An 18,300-nucleotide genomic window follows, 5' to 3' on the forward strand; every position below is an offset into this window, starting at 1 on the left:
GCGGTTTGCCTGGATTTCCCCAACGAAAAAAACCCGACGTTTTGCGCCGGGTTTTCGGTTCTTCTCGAAGGCCCGCTTTAGGTGATCACCCTCTGGAACTGGCCTGCGCCGCCTCAACGATCAGCTCCGCAACTTTCTCCGGATTGGACGTCATCACCACATGGGACGCCCCTTGAACGGTGACGGTCTTTTTCGAGCCCGCGCGTTCGGCCATGAACTTCAGGGCGGCCTCGGGGATGTTCTTGTCCGCCGAGCCGTAGATGAACCAGGACGGCAGTTTTTTCCAGGCCGGGTCGCCAGACGCTTCCTTCAATGCAGCCTCGCTGATTGGGCGTTGTGTCGCGGCCATCAGGGCGGAATCAGCCGCTGCGACGTCGGCGGCAAACTGCTGGCCGAATTTGTCCTGCTGGATGTAGAGATCCTTATTGCCGTCGTCCAACTGCACCGGAGCAGCCAAGGTCGGGCCGAGGGTGCCGCCAGGGTAGCGACCGGACAGTTCGATGGCGGTTTCGCCTTTGTCCGGCGCGAAGGCCGCGACGTAGACAAGGGCCTTGACCTTGGGGTTGTTGTGCACGGCGTTAGTGATCACGGCGCCGCCGTAGGAGTGACCCACCAGGATCACCGGGCCGGCGGTTTGCTCGACGATATCGGCGACGTAATCGGCGTCCTGCTTCAAGCCGCGCAGCGGGTTGGCCGCTGCAACGACCGAAAAACCCTGGGTCAGCAACTGGGCGGCAACGCCATTCCAGCTGGACGATTCGGCGAATGCGCCATGCACCAGCACGATGGTGGGCTTGGCGGCGTCGGATTGCGCGGCGGTTGCGCTTTGGACGGATGTGAGTGCCAGCGCAGCGGTGATGGTGACGGCCAACAGCGATTTGATAGTGAGCATGATCATTCCTTTTTTCATTGATTAGAGGGGTGACGCCGCAGCGATGGGTTCACTTGGCCAGGAAGTCCAACAGATCCTGGTTTAGGCGGTCCTTGTGGGTGTCGGTCAGGCCGTGCGGCGCACCCGGATAGACGATCAACTCGGCGTTCTGCACCAGCTCGGCGGCGGCATGGGCGGAGGCGTCAATCGGGACGATCTGGTCATCGTCGCCATGCACGATCAGTGTCGGCACGTCGAACCTGGCCAGGTCGGCGCGGAAGTCTGTCGCCGAGAACGCTGCGATGCAGTCATAGGTGTTTTTGTGGCCCGCTTGCATGCCCTGCACCCAGAACGAATCGATCAGCCCTTGGGAGACTTTCGCCCCGTCGCGGTTGAAGCCGAAGAACGGCCCAGACGCAATGTCGCGATACAGCTGTGAGCGGTTGTCCAGCGAGGCCCTGCGCAGGCCGTCGAACACCTCGATCGGCAAGCCGCCTGGGTAGTCTTCGGTCTGGAGCATCATCGGCGGAACGGCGCTGATCAGGGCGGCCTTCTTCACCCGGTCGGTGCCGTGGCGGCCGATGTAGCGGGTGATTTCGCCACCACCGGTCGAGAAACCCACCAGGGTCACGTCGTTAAGGTCCAGGGCGTTGATCACAGCGGCCAGGTCATCGGCATAGTGATCCATGTCGTTGCCTTCCCACGACTGGCTGGAACGGCCATGGCCGCGGCGGTCGTGGGCGATTACCCGATAGCCTTGGTCCGCCAGGAACAGCATCTGCGATTCCCAGCTATCCGAATTCAGCGGCCAGCCATGGCTGAAGGTGACGACTGGCCCATCTTTCGGACCCCAGTCCTTGTAATACAGCTGTACGCCGTCCTGGGTGGTGATATAGCTGCCGGCCTGGGCTGGGTTGGCTGCTTGAGCGCGTTGGGACTGGGTATTCATCGCAAGATCTCCTTAGGTCAGGGCTCGCCATTCGGGGGATCCGATGGCGAGTTGATGGGGAGAATTCTTGCAGCGGCATGTATACCGGAAATGTTCGACACCCGGCCGTTATGCGTTTTTTTGCGTATGTAGATGCGCTGGATACAGTGGCTTACAAATGCATGCCGATGATCCGGCAGTAACGGCTGCATGTGACGTGCAGCCAGCTCGGCCTACTGATCGACGCCGAAGTCGAGGGTCACGCAAAGACCGCCGCCGTCGCGGTTGCGCAGGCTCAGTGAGCCACCAATCGCGACGGTCAACTGTTGAGCGATGGCAAGCCCCAGGCCGGTGCCGCCAGAGCTGCGGTTGCGAGAGCTTTCCACCCGATAGAACGGCTTCACCACCTCTGCCAGGATTTCCTCGGGAATGCCCGGCCCTCGGTCAAGCACACTGATGGAAACGCCGGTGCTCGCATTGCCGCCGATTTCCACCTCGGCGGTGCCGGCGTACTTCAGCGCGTTATCCACCAGGTTCACCAGAATACGCCGCAACGCATGGGGCCTTGTCTCGATGATCGCGCCGTTCTGGCCGCGCAGGCTGACCTCGCGGCCGGTGTCCTGGTAGTCGCACACCAGGCTGTCGAGAAAAGAATCCAGGCTGATGCGGCAACTGGTCTCAGTCGCACCATGGACACTGCGCGCATAAGCGACACCCTCGCGCACCAGGTGCTCGATTTCGTTCAGGTCGTTGCCCAGTTTGTCTTTCTCCACCGAGTCGTCCATGAACTCCGCGCGCAGCTTCATGCGCGTGATGGGCGTCTGCAAGTCGTGGGAAATCGCCGCAAGCAAATGCATGCGCTCTTTCAGGTAAGCGGCAATGCGCGCCTGCATGCTGTTGAAGGCCCGGGCGGCGTAGGCCACTTCCCGTGGACCGGTTTCGTCCAACGGCACGGGATGGGCATTCGGGTCGAGGTTCTCGACCGCCTCGGCCAGTCGACTGAGCGGGCGTATCGCGATCCGCACGGCAAGCCAGGTGCAGCCGATCATCAACAGCAACTGACCGACCAGGGCAAAGGGCAACCAGGGCGACAACGGCCTGACCGAGGGACGCACATCGATGGTCACCGGGCTGCCGTCAGCCAATCGCACCTGGGCTTGGAAATGCTGGCGTGGACCAGGGATCTCGACAATGGTCAGGTCATAGTTGCGGCCCAGCGAGACTTGAAGGGATTGCGCCGCCGTCGCCGCGAGATCGTTCGAAGTGAGCGGAATGCCGGGATCATGTTCGCGCAGCAAATAGTCATAGTTGCGACGCTGCAGACGTTTGGTCCATTCCAGGCGTTCGGCGGCCGGCAGACGCTCGAGGATGGCGATGGAGGTCGCCGTGTCGTGCTCGAAATTGCCCAACATCGCCGTCTTGGTGCTTTCGTAACGTTCGTAGTACTGGGCTGCGAATGTCAGGGCCTGGGCCAGTATCAAGCCGACAAGGAACACCAGCCACAGCCGCGAGGCCAGCGTGCGGGGCCATTGCAACGCGAGTTTCATGCCTGCTCCTCAAGCATTTCCACCGCAAAGGTAAAGACGTACCCTTCGTTGCGCACCGTCTTCAAGTAGAGCGGCTCGCGAGCGTCATCCAACAAGCGCTGGCGCACGCGGCTGACCAGCAGGTCAATGGAACGGTCGAAGATGTCCGCGTCACGGCCCTGCGTCAGGTTGAGCAACTGGTCGCGGCTCAACACCCGCTGCGGATGATCGAGAAAAACCCGCAGCAGCCGGTACTCGGCGCCGCTCAGCGAGACCAGCGTGTCGTCTTCATCGAGCAGATGGCGGGCAGTGGTGTCGAGGCGCCAGCGGCCGAACTTGAGCATCCGGCCGCTTTCGGTCACGACAAAGTTCGGCGGCAGCATGCGAGTGCGCCGCAGCACCGCGTTGATGCGCGCAAGCAGTTCCCGGGCCGCGAAGGGTTTGGCCAGATAGTCGTCGGCGCCCATTTCCAGGCCAATGATGCGATCGGTCTCGTCGCTGCGCGCCGTCAGCATCAGCACCGGTGTCGCCTTATGCTTGCCGGCGCGCAATTCGCGGCACAGCAGCAGCCCGTCGTCCCCCGGCATCATGATGTCGAGCACGATCAGGTCGACCTGGTTGGCTTCGAGAAAGGCCCGCATCTGGCGACCATCCGCGACCACGGTGGTGCGCAGGCCATTCTTCACCAGGTAGTTGCCGACCAGCTCCCTGATTTCCCGATCATCATCCACGATCAATACGTGATCGACATGTTCCATGCCCTGCTCTCCGAAATGCGCGCATCGATTGCGCAGTGTGACGATGCCGTGTTGCCGGTTGGCGACGCACCGTGCGTTCAGCTTATCCAGCCCTGAATCAAGCCAGAGCCAAGCAAAAACAGTGGCGATTGTATCGATAATTCGGTGTTGGATAACGTGGAGCTGCGGCAGTAGGTAAAGGCATGCTCATAAAAAACCCGGCGTCATACGCCGGGTTTTGGTTTTTCTTTGTCCGTGAATAGCGGACAAATAAGCTCGACCTATTTTCAAGCTTTCACGCTGCGTAACCCACGGCTGTCCTTCCTGGCGGCAGGCTGCAAACGGCCAAAAGCGGCCACTGCTTATGGGATGTGCTGGGTGGGCAGTTGGTCAAGCTCACCGCCGAGTCTCTCGTAGTCAGAGAATGGCTTGAGCGCACAGTACTGCACGTGTAGCAGATCCTCTTTGACGTAAGGCAGCGCTTCAATGTATTCACGCGCCTCTTCAAAGGTGGCGGACTCCAGCTCAAACGCTGCTCCGGGACCGGCGGCCAGTCCATGTACTGCGCGGACAACACCCTGTGCGAAGCCCTGCCAAACGTGTAATACCTCCGGTTTCGCTAGTCGCTTGAAGTCCTCTGCCTTGCCATCAGCGCGGCGAGTCAGAATCACCAAAGTTTTCATAACACCCCCTGCGTTTCAAGCGGCTGCGGCTGTGCTGTTTCGCTACAAGCAATGTGCGCCATTATGCCGGTCTGGCCGACGGCCACATGCCGTTTAAGCTCGTGTTGGGGTGTGTAGTCCCCACCGTTTTGAGGCCGGAAAGGTATTGGCGCGTCTGTGAACAAACCCTCAAGACGGGTGCGCCAAACCTCTTTGGCTGCGGTTGCATCCGCGGCGGTCAAGTTGCCAGTGCCGTATATGGCGAACGTAGGCAGCACATCGAACCCGGGAAAGTAGAGCGAGCCGTGCGTGATCGGGAACAGCAATTGCTCAAGTGGTCCGTTGATACCGCGCGGCGAGTAGTCTTCTGCGGGTCCGCCGACAGCGACTGACAACATGGCCCGCTTTCCCTTGAAGGCCCCGTCACCATAGCGGTAGGCATTGCCAGCGTCCTTGTAGCCGTGGGCGAGTCCGGCTGCCCATACGCGATCTATCCATCCCTTCATGATGGCGGGCATGCCGTACCACCAAAGTGGGAACTGGAAGATGACAGTATCTGCCGCCAAAACCTTGTCTTGCTCAGCCGCCACGTCAGGGCTTTGGCTGCGATTACGATAGGCGTGAGCGGACTCTGCGCCGAACGACAGCCGCTGAAGGTTGGCCCGATCAGGAAAGTCGTGCTCGTCGAACGTTGCTTTCCAGCCCATGGCGTATAGATCGGATTGCAGGACCTCGTGCCCTTGCGCAGTCAAGCATTCAACAGACACATCCACCAGCTGCCGCGTCAGCGACGAAGGCTCGGGATGGGCATAGATGATCAGTATTTTTTTTGACATGAATGGCGGCTCGGCTGTGATGTCGATGAAGTGTCGCGGCGCCCGGACAATATGTGAAATCGCAAAATTTTCCTGCTAGCATAAGTTCGATGGATACCAGACGCCTTGATCTCAATCTGCTGGTGACATTGGAGGCCCTTCTCATCGAGCAGAACGTGACTAGGGCAGCCGCCCGTCTGCATTTGAGCCAGCCAGCGGTCAGTGCACAATTGGGCCGCCTGCGCGATGTCTTCAACGACCCTCTTCTAATCCCCGCGCAGCGTGGAATGACCCCCACTGTCAAAGCTTTGGAGCTGCTGGTCCCGCTTCGCCAGGCACTTGACCAGGTAAGAGCCACCGTCACTACTCACCTGAACTTCGAGCCCGCGACGGCGAGCTTAACGGTATCCATCGCCTGCACGGATTACGTGCAAGCGGCCTTGATCAAACATCTCGTTGTCGCCATGCGACGCAAAGCGCCGGGTGTCCGTATCGCACTGCGCATCCTGGACGTACCACAACTGGAGCAGCAGATGACCCGCGGCGATGTGGACCTGGCCGTGATAAACATGAACGGCGCGCCGCCCACACTGCTCTCCCAACACCTCTATGACGAGAGTTACGTGCTGATCGGGCGCCGTGGGCATCCAAGCCTGCACGCCGACCTGACTGTGGATGAGTTCGCGCAACTGGAACATGTCGTGGTGTCACTACGCGGCGGAGGATTCTCTACCTCGGTGGATAACGCCTTGGTAGCGCGGGGGCAGCGGCGTAACGTAGTTTTGTCAGCATCGTCTTTCCTTCCAGTACCGGAGTTGGTCGCGGAGTCGGATTGTGTGGCCCTGGTTCCACGTCGTCTCGTAGAAGGTCGTGGCGAGCAACTGCTGTGCGTAGCCCCCCCATTGCCGGTGGAAGGTTTTGCGATTGGCATGTTCTGGCATGAGCGGTCTGACGGGCACGCCGGCTTCAGATGGGTGCGGGAGTTCATCGCTCTCGTAGCCGATTCTCGGGCATCTACGCTGACAGGGTAGAACCCGGCTCAACTGAATTGCGGATTCAATCAGCCCCTTTCTTCCCTACACCAACCTCCTCAAACCGCCGCCGCTTCATGAACAACCCCATCCCTATCACCACGGCAAAAACCGACAGCAACCCCAGATCAAACCCCAACAAGCGGTTCTGACCTGCCACAAAGCAGCCAACCACACCCGCCGCCATCAACACCACGCCTAGCCACTTACGTAGCAGATAGGGCTTGAGGAATCGATCAAGAAGAAAGGACACCACCAAGGCAATGACCAATTGAGTAATTTCGGACATGTACGTCTCCGGTCAGGCCTTGATGATCAATGTCGAGAGGGTGCGTTGCGGGCCGATGCCGCCGTTGACCTGCGCCTCGATGCTGACCAGTACGTCGCCCGCATGGTAGATGGGCAGGATTTCATTGGCATACATGCGCACACCGGCCCCTACGGATGCCGCCACGTAAGGAGGGGCCACAGCCTTGGCGGCGGAAGCGAAGGCTGCGGCTGCAAGGGTGGCGATCGTGGTGCGCTGGACGTTGAGGGCATCGCCCTGTTGTCGGGTCAGCGGCCTGGAGATGCCGATCATCATCACGCAAGGCAGGCCCCTGGCCTGCATCTTGTCGTATACCTCGACGACCTTGCTGTTGACTACATAGTGAGCGTGTTTTGCCTCGCCAAAATGCAGCTCGCGCAAGCGTCCACGTTCGCTGTCGGTGAGGGTGATCTGCGAGACGTTGAAGACGATCCCGCGATACAGCCCCCGCCTACAACGTCCATCAAGCCACGCATCCTTGCGCCTTTGCCTACAACTACGCCAGAATCCGCCGGCTTGTGCGCCTTGTTCCTGGGTTCTATTGTCGTCCTGCCACTGCCCATCAGTGGTCGGGTTTAGTAGCCCGGTTAAGGATACGGTCGCATGAGTCTCATCAGTCGGGCATTGCCTGCACTCGATGGTGGCTGTGCGCATGGCGCCTTCGGGCGCGCCGGGTTTTCCGTTTTCCTACCGGTCTACTAACTTGCGCACAGTTGCCTCCCTTTCGTTTAGTAGCGAGACGGTAGCGGCTACTAACAAAGGAAACGTGAGCATGTTCAAAGAAACTCCGAACCAGCCAGAGGCTGGTTCCACCTCTACCTCCGCAAAATCCAAAGCCAAGCAACAAGACGAAACCACCGAACCGAAACCGGAAGAATCTCAAGACGACCTCAAACCGGGGCAGCTATACACCGTCGTGGAAGGCCTCGATAACGAATGCCTGCTTGCCAACCTCAGCGAGACGTTGGCTTCGGCTGATGCGATGGTGAGTGATCTGGCGTTTGATCTGGATGGGACACGGCGTCATGTGGCGCTGGGGATTCAGCAGTTGATTGAGTTGAGTTCGTTGCTGGCGGATAGGGTTTTGGATAACGTGGAGCCGCGGCGGTAGGATCTTCCCAATCGAAAAACCCCGACGTCATACGTCGGGGTTTTGGTTCCAGGGCACTCGCCGTTTATGACCTGAACTACAACGTCATAAACGCACTAAAATAAGCGCAATCCCAGCCCTTGGGCTTGAATCCTTGCCTAGGCTTCTTGGTAAAAAGAGATCGTCTCTTTCAGCGGGGCTGAAAACTCATAGATCTCATCCAGCGAGTTGATAGGATGGCGCGTTTCGACTTTATCCTTGTCGAAAATCCCAAGATATTTTTGACTACGATTGAAGTGAAGCCTTGCGATAGGTTTTCGGTTGTTGTCGTCTAGGAGGATGCCGAAGTAGCTCTGCGTGTCTCTGCTAGCTATGCGCTTTGCGTCTACGACTGTCCGGACAATCGCCTTGATAATATGAAAACCTTCCAGCTCCTCCATCGTAGTAAGAATGCGGTCTTCAGGCTCTTCTTGGGTTTCAGCCTGATTTTCAGCAACGACCGATTCAGCGAGCGTAGGAAACGTGGCTTTGCTCATCGCTGACTTCAACCTGTCGTTTATTTGGTCACTGAGGTACTGGGAAGCGGCCTTCCTTGTGAGCTGAGTGAACTGATCTCGAATTTTTTGGGTGATAACCCCTTCGTAGACTCGCGATGCGAAGAAACGAACGAAATCATCGTCAGGCTGAGTGAGCTGCTTAGCTATTTCCTTTTTTATGTTTCCCACGTACTTCAGTTCGCCTGCGGCATTGATGATTGAATCAACATCGAAAGCGGATTTCGTAAGCTTTTGAAGCTCAGGAATGACGTGTTCATCAATATTAAGCAGATCGATCTCTAAAAATGGCTTCTCATCCATTTTGTTGGGGGCATCAAGATCAGTGTAAAACCGATAGAACCTGCCATTTGTAAGGATGGAGATTCGTGCAGTAGTGACGTGGAAATATCTAAAGAGCTGACTCGCATGGTTGATATTCAGCGGCTCGCCGATTTTTTTTGTTTCGATCAATATCTGGATTTGGCCGCCCTTCAAGATCGCGTAATCAATCTTTTCCCCTTTCTTAGTGCCGACATCGCACACATATTCAGGAACGACTTCAGAGGGGTCGAACACATCGTAGCCCAGCACGGTATGAATGAACGGCATGACAAAAGCAGTCTTCGTTGCTTCCTCGGTTTGTATCGTCGACGCTAGCTGATTAACCTTCGCTGACATTGCGCTCAAGCGTTCTACAAAGTCCATTTGCCTGCTCCGTTACACGTTCACCCGATTGGGGCCGTAGAGGCGCAACGCTACTACTCATGGATCCAACCTGCCACTGGTATTCCATCCAGGCTGAATACCTGGCCAGGCGGTTTTTTATTTGGGCTGCTTGGCGGGCTGGCATTGGGAATACGATGGGCTTTTTTGTGAGTGCTGCGCACTGGAGCGCCAGCCCGGTCAAGCGGGAGCAAGCTCCCTCGCCACGAAAGCGGTGAATTCAGGAATGGCGATTCAGTTTCTTGAGGAACACGGTCATTTCCTTCTCCGCCTGCTTGTCACCATGAGCCCGGGCGGCTTCCAGGCCTTGCTCCCAGGCCCGACGGGCCGCAGCAGCATCGCCTTGGCCTTGGGGGGCCTTGCCCAGCAGTTTCCAGGCCGCCGAATACTTGGGGTCGAATTCGACGCAGCGTTGGAGGTGTTCGGCGGCGCGGGGGAATTCGCCTAGGTCGAGGTAGCCTTTGCCGAGGCCGAAGCGGAGTAGGGAGTTGTCCACGCCCTTGGCGAGCATTTTTTCGAGGGAGTCGAGCATGGGGGCGTCCTTATCGGTTGGGTCAGGGGTTGAGCGGTTGGCTGCTGGATAGCTTTCGCGAGCAGGCTCGCTCCCACAGAGGATATCCAGCGTTCACAGACGTTGTGAACGACATGGCCCCCTGTGGGAGCGAGCTTGCTCGCGATGAGGCCATTACAGCCACCGCAAACCTGGATCAGAAGAAACTCAACCCCACATGGAACAGCTTCTCGACATCACGGATGTGCTTCTTGTCCACGAGGAACAGGATTACATGGTCGCCGGTCTGGATGGTGGTGACGTCGTGGGCGATCAGCACCTGTTCGTCGCGGATGATTGCGCCGATGGTGGTGCCGGGCGGCAGGCCGATGTCGCGGATGGCTTTGCCGATCACTTTGCTCGACTTGGCATCGCCATGGGCGATCGCCTCGATGGCCTCTGCCGCGCCGCGGCGCAGGGAGTGCACGCTGACGATGTCGCCGCGGCGCACGTGGGCGAGCAAGGTGCCGATGGTTGCCAGTTGCGGGCTGATGGCGATGTCGATGTCGCCGCCCTGGATCAGGTCGACGTAGGCCGGGTTGTTGATGATGGTCATGACCTTCTTCGCACCCAGGCGTTTGGCCAGCAACGAGGACATGATGTTGGCTTCGTCGTCGTTGGTCAGGGCGAGGAAGATGTCGGCATCGGCGATGTTTTCTTCCAGCAGCAGGTCGCGGTCCGAGGCACTGCCTTGCAGCACCACGGTGCTGTCGAGGGTGTCCGAGAGGTAGCGGCAGCGCGCCGGGTTCATCTCGATGATCTTGACTTGGTAACGGCTTTCGATGGCTTCGGCCAGACGTTCGCCGATCTGCCCGCCGCCGGCGATGACGATGCGTTTGTAGTTCTCGTCGAGACGGCGCATTTCGCTCATGACTGCGCGAATATTCGCCTTGGCGGCGATGAAAAATACCTCGTCGTCCGCTTCGATCACCGTGTCGCCCTGGGGCAGGATCGGTCGGTCACGGCGGAAAATCGCCGCGACCCGGGTCTCCACATTCGGCATGTGTTCGCGCAACTGACGCAGTTGCTGGCCCACCAGCGGCCCGCCGTAGTAGGCCTTGACCGCCACCAGTTGCGCCTTGCCCTCGGCGAAGTCGATTACCTGCAACGCGCCGGGATGCTCGATCAGGCGCTTGATGTAGTTGGTCACCACCTGCTCGGGGCTGATCAGCACGTCCACCGGAATCGCTTCGTTGTCGAACAGGTCGGCGCGGGTCAGGTAGGCTGCTTCACGCACCCGGGCGATTTTGGTCGGGGTGTGGAACAGCGTGTGGGCGACCTGGCAGGCGACCATGTTGGTTTCGTCGCTGTTGGTCACGGCCACCAGCATGTCGGCGTCGTCGGCACCGGCCTGGCGCAGCACCGTCGGCAAGGAGCCACGCCCTTGCACGGTGCGGATGTCGAGACGGTCGCCGAGGTCGCGCAGGCGCTCGCCGTCGGTGTCGACCACGGTGATGTCGTTGGCCTCGCTGGCCAGATGTTCCGCCAGCGAACCGCCGACTTGCCCTGCACCGAGGATGATGATCTTCATCCAGCCACTCCTATCGAATCGGTTTAACCGCGTGCGGCGGCGATCTTGATCAACTTGGCGTAATAGAACCCGTCATGCCCGCCCTCCTGGGCCAGCAACTGGCGGCCATGGGGCTGCTTGATACCGGCCTGGGTGGCGATGTCCAACTCCCGTGCACCCGGCGTGCGGGCGAGGAATGCTTCGATCACTTCGGTGTTCTCGGTCGGCAAGGTCGAGCATGTGGCGTACAGCAGCATGCCGCCGACTTCGAGGGTCAGCCACAGGGCGTCGAGCAGTTCCCCTTGCAGTTGCGCCAATGGGGCGATGTCGTCCGCCTGACGGGTGAGCTTGATGTCCGGATGACGGCGGATGACGCCAGTGGCCGAGCAAGGCGCGTCCAGCAGGATGCGCTGGAATGGCTTGCCGTCCCACCAGGCGGCGGTGTCGCGGCCATCGGCGGCGAACAGCTCGGCATCCAGGCCCAGGCGCGCGAGGTTTTCCTTCACCCGCACCAGGCGCTTGGCTTCCAGGTCCACCGCCACCACACCGGCCAGTTTCGGCTCGGCCTCAAGGATGTGGCAGGTCTTGCCGCCCGGCGCGCAGCAGGCGTCCAGCACCCGTTGGCCCGGCGCCAGTTCCAGCAGGTCGGCGGCCAACTGCGCCGCTTCGTCCTGGACGCTGATCCAGCCGTCAGCGAAACCTGGCAGGGCACGGACGTCGCCCGGGGTTTCCAGGATGATGCCGTCGCGGCTGTATTGGCACGGGACGGCCGGGATGCCGGCTTCACCCAGCAAGGCCAGATACGCATCACGGCTGTGATGACGGCGATTGACCCGCAGGATCATCGGCGGATGGGCATTGTTGGCCGCGCAGATGGCTTCCCACTGATCAGGCCAGAAGGCTTTCAGGGATTTCTGCAGCCAGCGCGGATGAGCAGTGCGCACCACCGGGTCATGCTCCAGTTCCGCCAGCAGGGTTTCGCTTTCCCGTTGCGCGCGGCGCAGCACGGCATTGAGCAGCGCCTTGGCCCACGGTTTTTTCAGTTTGTCGGCGCAACCCACGGTTTCGCCGATGGCGGCGTGGGCCGGAACGCGGGTGTAGAGCAATTGGTAGAGCCCCACCAGCAGCAACGCCTCGACGTCGGCATCGGCCGCCTTGAACGGCTTCTGCAGCAGCTTGGCCGCCAGGGTCGACAACCGTGGTTGCCAGCGGGCGGTGCCGAACGCCAGGTCCTGGGTGAAACCGCGATCACGGTCTTCGACCTTGTCCAGTTGAGTCGGCAGGGAACTGTTGAGCGAAGCCTTGCCGCCGAGGACGGCGGCCAGTGCCTTGGCGGCGGCCAGACGCGGATTCATGAAGCGTCCGCCGCTTGGCCGAGGACAGTGCCGACGGCGAATTTCTCACGGCGGCTATTGAACAGATCGCTGAAGCCCAGTGCCTTGCCGCCGGGCAATTGCAGTCGGGTCAGGCACAGCGCCTGATCGCCACAGGCGACGATGAGGCCGTCCTTGCTGGCGCCGAGGATTTCTCCCGGCGCGCCCTTCCCCTCGGCGCAGCTGGCGGCCAGGACTTTCACGGCTTCGCCGTTCAACGTGCTGTGGCAGACCGGCCAAGGGTTGAAGGCGCGCACCAGGCGTTCCAGTTCCACGGCCGGGCGGCTCCAGTCGATGCGGGCTTCGTCTTTGTTCAATTTGTGCGCGTAGGTGGCGAGGCTGTCGTCCTGCACTTCGCCTTGCAGCGTGCCGGCGGCCAGGCCCGCGATGGCCTCGACCACGGCCGGCGGGCCGATCAGCGCGAGGCGATCATGCAGGCTGCCACCCGTGTCTTCAGCGCCGATAGGCGTGCTCACCTTGAGCAGCATCGGCCCCGTGTCCAGGCCGGCCTCCATGCGCATCACGGTCACGCCGCTCTCGGCATCGCCGGCCTGCACGGCGCGCTGGATCGGCGCCGCACCGCGCCAGCGCGGCAACAGCGACGCGTGGCTGTTGATGCAGCCCAGACGCGGGATATCCAGCACCACTTGCGGCAGGATCAAGCCGTAGGCGACCACTACCATCAAGTCTGGCTTCAGCGCGGCCAGTTCGGCCTGGGCTTGCGCATCGCGCAGAGTCGGCGGCTGCAACACTTGCAGGCCATTCTCTAGAGCCAGTTGCTTGACCGGGCTGGGCATCAGTTTCTGTCCACGACCGGCAGGGCGATCCGGCTGGGTATAGACCGCGACGATTTCATGAGGGCTGGCCAGCAGGGCCTTGAGGTGTTCAGCGGCAAATTCGGGGGTGCCGGCAAAGACGATGCGCAGTGGCTCAGTCATGGGAAGCTCTCAATTACAAAGCAATCGCAAAAAGAAAAAGGCTTGCCGCGGCAAGCCTTTGAAGAAGGGCATCAAGCGTTCTGGCGATGAATCTTTTCCAGTTTTTTCTTGATCCGGTCACGCTTGAGATTAGACAGGTAATCGACGAACAGCTTGCCGTTGAGGTGGTCGCATTCGTGCTGGATACACACCGCCAGCAGGCCTTCGGCGATCAGCTCGTAAGGCTTGCCGTCGCGGTCCAGGGCCTTGATCCTGACCTTCTGCGGACGGTCGACGTTTTCGTAGAAGCCCGGCACCGAAAGGCAGCCTTCCTGGTACTGCTCCATCTCGTCGGTCAGGGTTTCGAACTCGGGGTTGATGAACACCCGCGGCTCGCTGCGGTCTTCGGAGAGGTCCATTACAACGATGCGCTTGTGCACGTTGACCTGGGTCGCGGCGAGGCCGATGCCGGGCGCCTCATACATTGTTTCAAACATGTCATCGACCAACTGGCGCACTTCGTCGTCCACTACGGCCACCGGTTTGGCGATGGTGCGCAGGCGCGGGTCCGGAAATTCGAGAATGTTCAAAATGGCCATAAGCTTGATAAATGCACGTGTGAAGTAAGGTCGGGTGGCTGGCCTGGCGTGTCTTGGAATGCAGGCTACCGTTGTAAAACGTTGCTCCTTGAATCGGAGCGAGCCACGGGGGCTCTGGCGTTTTACGCGAACGCACATAATAAAGGGATTCACCGCATGAGGAAATCACTACTCGCCCTGCTGCTCCTGGCCTCGGCCGGTATCGCGCACGGGCAAGTGCAACTTCGGGAAGGTTTTCCGCAGCAATACACAGTGGTTCCAGGGGATACGCTGTGGGACATTTCCGGTAAATACCTGCGCGAACCCTGGAAATGGCCCGAGCTGTGGCAGGCCAACCCGCAGATCGAAAACCCGCACCTGATCTACCCCGGCGACACCCTGTCGCTGATCTACGTCAACGGCCAGCCGCGGCTGACCCTCAATCGCGGGGCCTCGCGCGGCACCATCAAGCTGTCGCCGCGAATCCGCAGCTCGCCGGTGGCAGACGCCATTCCGAGCATCCCGCTCCAGGCCATCAACAGCTTCCTGCTGAGCAACCGCATCGTCGACACGGCGGAGGATTTCAACAAGGCGCCCTACGTCGTCGCAGGCGATGCCGAACGAGTGCTCAGCGGCACCGGCGACCGGATCTTCGCCCGCGGCACCTTCGATGCGAGCCAGTCGGCCTACGGCATCTTCCGCCAGGGCAAGGTCTACACCGACCCCGAGACCAAGGAATTTCTCGGGATCAACGCCGACGACATCGGCAGCGGCGAGATCGTCGCCACCGAAGGCGACGTCACCACCCTGGCCCTGCAGCGCACCACGCAGGAGGTGCGCCTCGGCGATCGGCTGTTCAGCGGTGAAGAACGCTCGATCAATTCGACCTTCATGCCCAGCGCGCCAAAATCGGACATCAACGGGTTGATCCTCGATGTGCCCCGGGGCGTGACCCAGATCGGCGCGATGGACGTGGTCACCCTGAACAAGGGGCGCCGTGACGGATTGGCCGAAGGCAACGTTCTGGCGGTCATGAAGACCGGTGAAACAGTGCGCGACCGCATCACCGGCGCCCCGGTGAAGATTCCCGACGAACGCGCCGGCCTGCTGATGGTGTTCCGCACCTACGACAAGCTCAGTTATGGCCTGGTGCTGTACGCCTCGCGCTCGCTGGCAATCCTCGACAAGGTGCGCAATCCGTAACGGGTCTCACAAGTTACCAACAGAGTTATCCACAACTTGTTCCCGTTTCTACGGGGCTTATGACGATCAAGGATTGATCACATGCCATTGCCTGAATCCGCTTCGGTTCCGCCCGCGGAACTAGAGGCCCGTCTGCGCTTGCATCGCTTGCCGGAACTGGGACCCAAACGTTTCATGACCCTCATGGAAGCCTTCGGCTCGGCCTCCAAAGCCATCAGCGCCCCGCCCAGCGCATGGCGAGCGCTGGGGTTGCCGGCGCAGTGCGCCGAGGCCCGACGCGCGCCGGAAATACGTGATGGCGCGGCCCGTGCATTAGCCTGGCTAGAGGGTCCGGCCCACTGTCTATTGATGTGGGACCAGCCCGACTACCCGGCGTTGCTGGCGCAGATCTGCGACGCGCCGCCGCTTCTGTTCGTTGCCGGCGACACCTCGATTCTGGAGAAACCGCAATTGGCGATGGTCGGCAGTCGTCGCGCCTCGCGTCCCGGCATGGACACCGCGGCGGCATTTTCCCGGAGCCTGGCCGGAGCTGGATTTGTCATCACCAGCGGTCTGGCCTTGGGTATCGATGCGGCCGCGCATCAAGCTGCGCTGGATGTCGGCGGGCAGACAATCGGTGTGCTGGGCACGGGCCTGGAAAATTTTTATCCACAGCGCAATCGGCGGCTGGCGGAAGCGATGATCGCCCAGGGCAGCGCGGTGCTGTCGGAGTTCCCCCTGGACGCGCCACCCCACGCCAGCAACTTCCCGCGCCGCAATCGGATTATCAGCGGTTTGTCCCTTGGCGTGCTGGTGGTCGAGGCCAGCGTCGCCAGTGGCTCGCTGATCACCGCGCGCCTGGCGGCGGAACAGGGTCGTGAGGTGTATGCCATTCCGGGGTCGATTCACCATCCCGGCGCCCGGGGCTGCCATCAACTGATCCGTGACGGCGCGGCGCTGGTGGAAACCGTGGAGCACATCCTCGAAGCGCTACGCGGTTGGCAACGCTTACCCTTCGCCGCCGAACCTGTCCCCGTGACGCATCCGCTGTTGCGCCTGCTGCACGCCGCGCCGCAGACCAGCGAAGCACTGGCCGACGCCAGCGGCTGGGGCTTGTCCAAGGTCCTGGCGGCACTGACCGACCTGGAAATGGACGGAAGGGCTGCGTGCGAGTATGGACGCTGGTTTGCTCGCTAGGTTTTATGAGGAAGATCGGTAAACTGCGCACAGCCTTATTTGCGTTGCGGAGAATCTTTCATGGTCAACAGTTGGCGTGTGCAACAAGCCGCGCGAGAAATTCGCGCCGGGGCGGTGATTGCCTATCCAACCGAAGCGGTCTGGGGCCTGGGTTGCGACCCGTGGAACGAAGATGCGGTGGAGCGTCTGTTGGCGATCAAGTCCCGACTGCCCGACAAGGGCCTGATACTGGTGGCCGACAACATCCACCAGTTCGATTTCCTGTTCGAGGATTTCCCCGAGACCTGGATGGATCGCATGGCCAGCACTTGGCCTGGGCCGAACACCTGGCTGGTCCCGCACCAGAACCTGTTGCCGGAATGGATTACCGGCGTGCACGACACCGTCGCGCTACGGGTCAGCGATCATCCGATCGTGCGCGACCTGTGTTCGCTGGTCGGCCCGCTTGTCTCCACCTCGGCCAACCCCCAGGGGCGCCCGGCGGCACGCACGCGGATCCGCGTGGAGCAGTATTTCCGCGGGCAGATCGACCTGGTGCTCGGCGGCAACCTGGGCGGGCGTCGGAACCCGAGCGTGATCCGTGACCTGGCGACCGGCAAGGTGGTGCGGCCGGACTGATTCCGCCCACACATTCTGCGCCTTGCGTAAAACCACTGTGGGAGCGAGCTTGCTCGCGATGGCGTCAGGTCAGCTGGCAATGATGTTGGCTGATCCACCGCTATCGCGAGCAAGCTCGCTCCCACAGGTTTTGCGCGAACCCTTGGGTATCAATCTCAGGGCAGCAGAATGGTCGACCCCGTCGTGCGCCGCGCCGACAACTCGGTATGGGCCTTGGCCGCTTCCGCCAGCGGATAACGCTGGTTGATATCCACGGTAAGCTTGCCGCTGGCGATCATGGCGAATAGCTCATCGGCCATGTGTTGGAGGTTTTCGGCGTTGTTGGCGTAGGTCGCCAGAGTCGGGCGGGTGACGTACAGCGAGCCCTTGGCCGAGAGAATCCCCAGGTTCACGCCCTCCACCGCGCCGGAGGCATTGCCGAAGCTCACCACCAGGCCACGGGGAGCCGTGCAATCCAGGGAGGTCAGCCAGGTGTCCTTGCCGACGCCGTCGTACACCACCGGGACCTTCTTGCCGTCAGTCAATTCCAGTACACGCTGTACGACGTTTTCCTTGCTGTAGTCGATCACTTCCCAGGCGCCGTGGGCTTTTGCGATAGCGGCTTTTTCCGCTGAGCTGACGGTGCCGATCAGCTTCACGCCCAGGGCCTTGGCCCATTGGCAGGCCAGCGAGCCCACGCCACCGGCGGCGGCATGGAACAGGATGGTTTCGCCGCCCTTGAGCTCGTAGGACTGGCGCAGCAGGTATTGCACGGTCAGGCCCTTGAGCATCACCCCGGCGGCCTGTTCGAAACTGATGGATTCGGGCAAGTGGACCAGATTGGCCTCGGGCAACACATGCACATCGCTGTAGGCCCCCAGCGGACCGCTGCCATAGGCCACGCGGTCACCGACCTTGAAGCGCGTGACGTCCGCGCCGACGGCCTCGACCACGCCGGCACCCTCAGCACCGAGTCCCGATGGCAGCGCCGGTGGCGGGTAAAGCCCGCTGCGATAATAGGTGTCGATGAAGTTCAGGCCGATCGCCTTGTTGCTGACGCGAACCTGCTGCGGACCGGGCTCGGCCGGCTGGTATTCGACGTACTCAAGCACGTCCGGGCCGCCGTGGGCGCTGAACTGGATACGTTTGGCCATCTTCGCTCTCTCCTTA

Annotated in this window: 20 protein-coding genes; 5 read left to right on the forward strand and 15 right to left on the reverse strand. The window is 60.8% G+C overall.

Annotation, left to right across the window (positions count from 1 at the left end; translation table 11 throughout):
* Positions 1–85: 85 nt before the first annotated feature.
* The 6 genes from J3P86_RS26370 to J3P86_RS26395 all read right to left on the reverse strand — a co-directional run bounded on the left by J3P86_RS26370 (position 86) and on the right by J3P86_RS26395 (position 5,560).
* Positions 86–898, reverse strand: a complete 813-nt coding sequence (locus J3P86_RS26370) for an alpha/beta fold hydrolase (RefSeq protein ID WP_434699142.1) — start codon at positions 896–898, stop codon at positions 86–88.
* A gap of 43 nt (positions 899–941) precedes the next feature.
* On the reverse strand, positions 942–1,820 hold the full coding sequence (locus J3P86_RS26375; RefSeq protein WP_434699143.1) for an alpha/beta fold hydrolase: 879 nt from the start codon (positions 1,818–1,820) through the stop codon (positions 942–944).
* Between the two features lie 212 nt (positions 1,821–2,032).
* Complete coding sequence (locus J3P86_RS26380) at positions 2,033–3,346, reverse strand: ATP-binding protein (RefSeq protein ID WP_434699144.1); 1,314 nt, start codon at positions 3,344–3,346, stop codon at positions 2,033–2,035.
* Positions 3,343–4,083 (reverse strand): response regulator, encoded by a 741-nt coding sequence (locus tag J3P86_RS26385; RefSeq protein ID WP_186710633.1) that lies wholly within the window; start codon positions 4,081–4,083, stop codon positions 3,343–3,345. The genes J3P86_RS26380 and J3P86_RS26385 overlap by 4 nt, the downstream gene beginning before the upstream one ends.
* Before the next feature lie 341 nt (positions 4,084–4,424).
* The gene (locus J3P86_RS26390; protein WP_434699145.1) at positions 4,425–4,745 is read right to left on the reverse strand and encodes a hypothetical protein; all 321 of its coding nucleotides are present in this window, start codon (positions 4,743–4,745) and stop codon (positions 4,425–4,427) included.
* The gene (locus J3P86_RS26395) at positions 4,742–5,560 is read right to left on the reverse strand and encodes an NAD(P)H-dependent oxidoreductase (RefSeq protein ID WP_434699146.1); all 819 of its coding nucleotides are present in this window, start codon (positions 5,558–5,560) and stop codon (positions 4,742–4,744) included. The genes J3P86_RS26390 and J3P86_RS26395 overlap by 4 nt, the downstream gene beginning before the upstream one ends.
* 89 nt (positions 5,561–5,649) lie before the next feature.
* Between J3P86_RS26395 and J3P86_RS26400 the strand changes: the two genes are divergently transcribed.
* Positions 5,650–6,570 (forward strand): LysR family transcriptional regulator, encoded by a 921-nt coding sequence (locus J3P86_RS26400; protein WP_434699147.1) that lies wholly within the window; start codon positions 5,650–5,652, stop codon positions 6,568–6,570.
* Between the two features lie 25 nt (positions 6,571–6,595).
* On the opposite strand, the gene J3P86_RS26405 is transcribed toward J3P86_RS26400, so the two are convergent.
* Together J3P86_RS26405 and J3P86_RS26410 are read right to left on the reverse strand one after the other, a co-directional pair.
* A complete protein-coding gene (locus J3P86_RS26405; protein WP_434654612.1) occupies positions 6,596–6,859 on the reverse strand; it encodes a hypothetical protein in 264 nt (87 codons plus the stop codon).
* A gap of 12 nt (positions 6,860–6,871) precedes the next feature.
* Positions 6,872–7,258, reverse strand: coding sequence for a hypothetical protein (locus tag J3P86_RS26410; protein WP_434699148.1), 387 nt, complete (start codon positions 7,256–7,258; stop codon positions 6,872–6,874).
* A gap of 391 nt (positions 7,259–7,649) precedes the next feature.
* Between J3P86_RS26410 and J3P86_RS26415 the strand changes: the two genes are divergently transcribed.
* On the forward strand, positions 7,650–7,988 hold the full coding sequence (locus tag J3P86_RS26415; RefSeq protein ID WP_434699149.1) for a DUF6124 family protein: 339 nt from the start codon (positions 7,650–7,652) through the stop codon (positions 7,986–7,988).
* A gap of 137 nt (positions 7,989–8,125) precedes the next feature.
* Here J3P86_RS26415 and J3P86_RS26420 read toward each other — a convergent pair whose 3' ends face one another.
* From J3P86_RS26420 to def, 6 genes are all read right to left on the reverse strand, one after another.
* Positions 8,126–9,208: a type I restriction endonuclease gene (locus J3P86_RS26420; RefSeq protein ID WP_434699150.1), complete on the reverse strand. Its 1,083-nt coding sequence runs from the start codon at positions 9,206–9,208 to the stop codon at positions 8,126–8,128.
* A gap of 238 nt (positions 9,209–9,446) precedes the next feature.
* A complete protein-coding gene (locus tag J3P86_RS26425) occupies positions 9,447–9,758 on the reverse strand; it encodes a tetratricopeptide repeat protein (protein WP_434699151.1) in 312 nt (103 codons plus the stop codon).
* A 175-nt stretch (positions 9,759–9,933) separates the two neighbouring features.
* Positions 9,934–11,307 carry a Trk system potassium transporter TrkA gene (gene trkA / locus J3P86_RS26430; RefSeq protein ID WP_305497805.1) on the reverse strand — a complete coding sequence of 458 codons (1,374 nt, stop codon included), beginning with the start codon at positions 11,305–11,307 and terminating at the stop codon, positions 9,934–9,936.
* 23 nt (positions 11,308–11,330) lie between these two features.
* Positions 11,331–12,641 (reverse strand): 16S rRNA (cytosine(967)-C(5))-methyltransferase RsmB, encoded by a 1,311-nt coding sequence (gene rsmB, locus J3P86_RS26435; protein ID WP_434699152.1) that lies wholly within the window; start codon positions 12,639–12,641, stop codon positions 11,331–11,333.
* Positions 12,638–13,597, reverse strand: coding sequence for a methionyl-tRNA formyltransferase (gene fmt, locus J3P86_RS26440; protein ID WP_434699153.1), 960 nt, complete (start codon positions 13,595–13,597; stop codon positions 12,638–12,640). The genes rsmB and fmt overlap by 4 nt, the downstream gene beginning before the upstream one ends.
* 71 nt (positions 13,598–13,668) lie before the next feature.
* Entirely contained in the window at positions 13,669–14,175 is a 507-nt protein-coding gene (gene def, locus J3P86_RS26445) for a peptide deformylase (protein ID WP_305497802.1), read from the reverse strand.
* 156 nt (positions 14,176–14,331) lie between these two features.
* On the opposite strand from def, the gene J3P86_RS26450 reads away from it, so the two are divergent.
* The 3 genes from J3P86_RS26450 to J3P86_RS26460 all read left to right on the forward strand — a co-directional run bounded on the left by J3P86_RS26450 (position 14,332) and on the right by J3P86_RS26460 (position 17,151).
* Positions 14,332–15,357, forward strand: a complete 1,026-nt coding sequence (locus tag J3P86_RS26450; RefSeq protein ID WP_434699154.1) for a LysM peptidoglycan-binding domain-containing protein — start codon at positions 14,332–14,334, stop codon at positions 15,355–15,357.
* Between the two features lie 81 nt (positions 15,358–15,438).
* Positions 15,439–16,533: a DNA-processing protein DprA gene (dprA, locus tag J3P86_RS26455; protein WP_434699155.1), complete on the forward strand. Its 1,095-nt coding sequence runs from the start codon at positions 15,439–15,441 to the stop codon at positions 16,531–16,533.
* 60 nt (positions 16,534–16,593) lie between these two features.
* Positions 16,594–17,151: an L-threonylcarbamoyladenylate synthase gene (locus J3P86_RS26460; protein ID WP_305497800.1), complete on the forward strand. Its 558-nt coding sequence runs from the start codon at positions 16,594–16,596 to the stop codon at positions 17,149–17,151.
* Positions 17,152–17,306: 155 nt separating this feature from the next.
* Here J3P86_RS26460 and J3P86_RS26465 read toward each other — a convergent pair whose 3' ends face one another.
* Positions 17,307–18,284: an NADPH:quinone reductase gene (locus J3P86_RS26465; RefSeq protein WP_434699156.1), complete on the reverse strand. Its 978-nt coding sequence runs from the start codon at positions 18,282–18,284 to the stop codon at positions 17,307–17,309.
* Positions 18,285–18,300 lie beyond the last annotated feature (16 nt).

The sequence above is a fragment of the Pseudomonas sp. D1-1 genome, from assembly GCF_051132225.1.
Lineage (GTDB): Bacteria > Pseudomonadota > Gammaproteobacteria > Pseudomonadales > Pseudomonadaceae > Aquipseudomonas.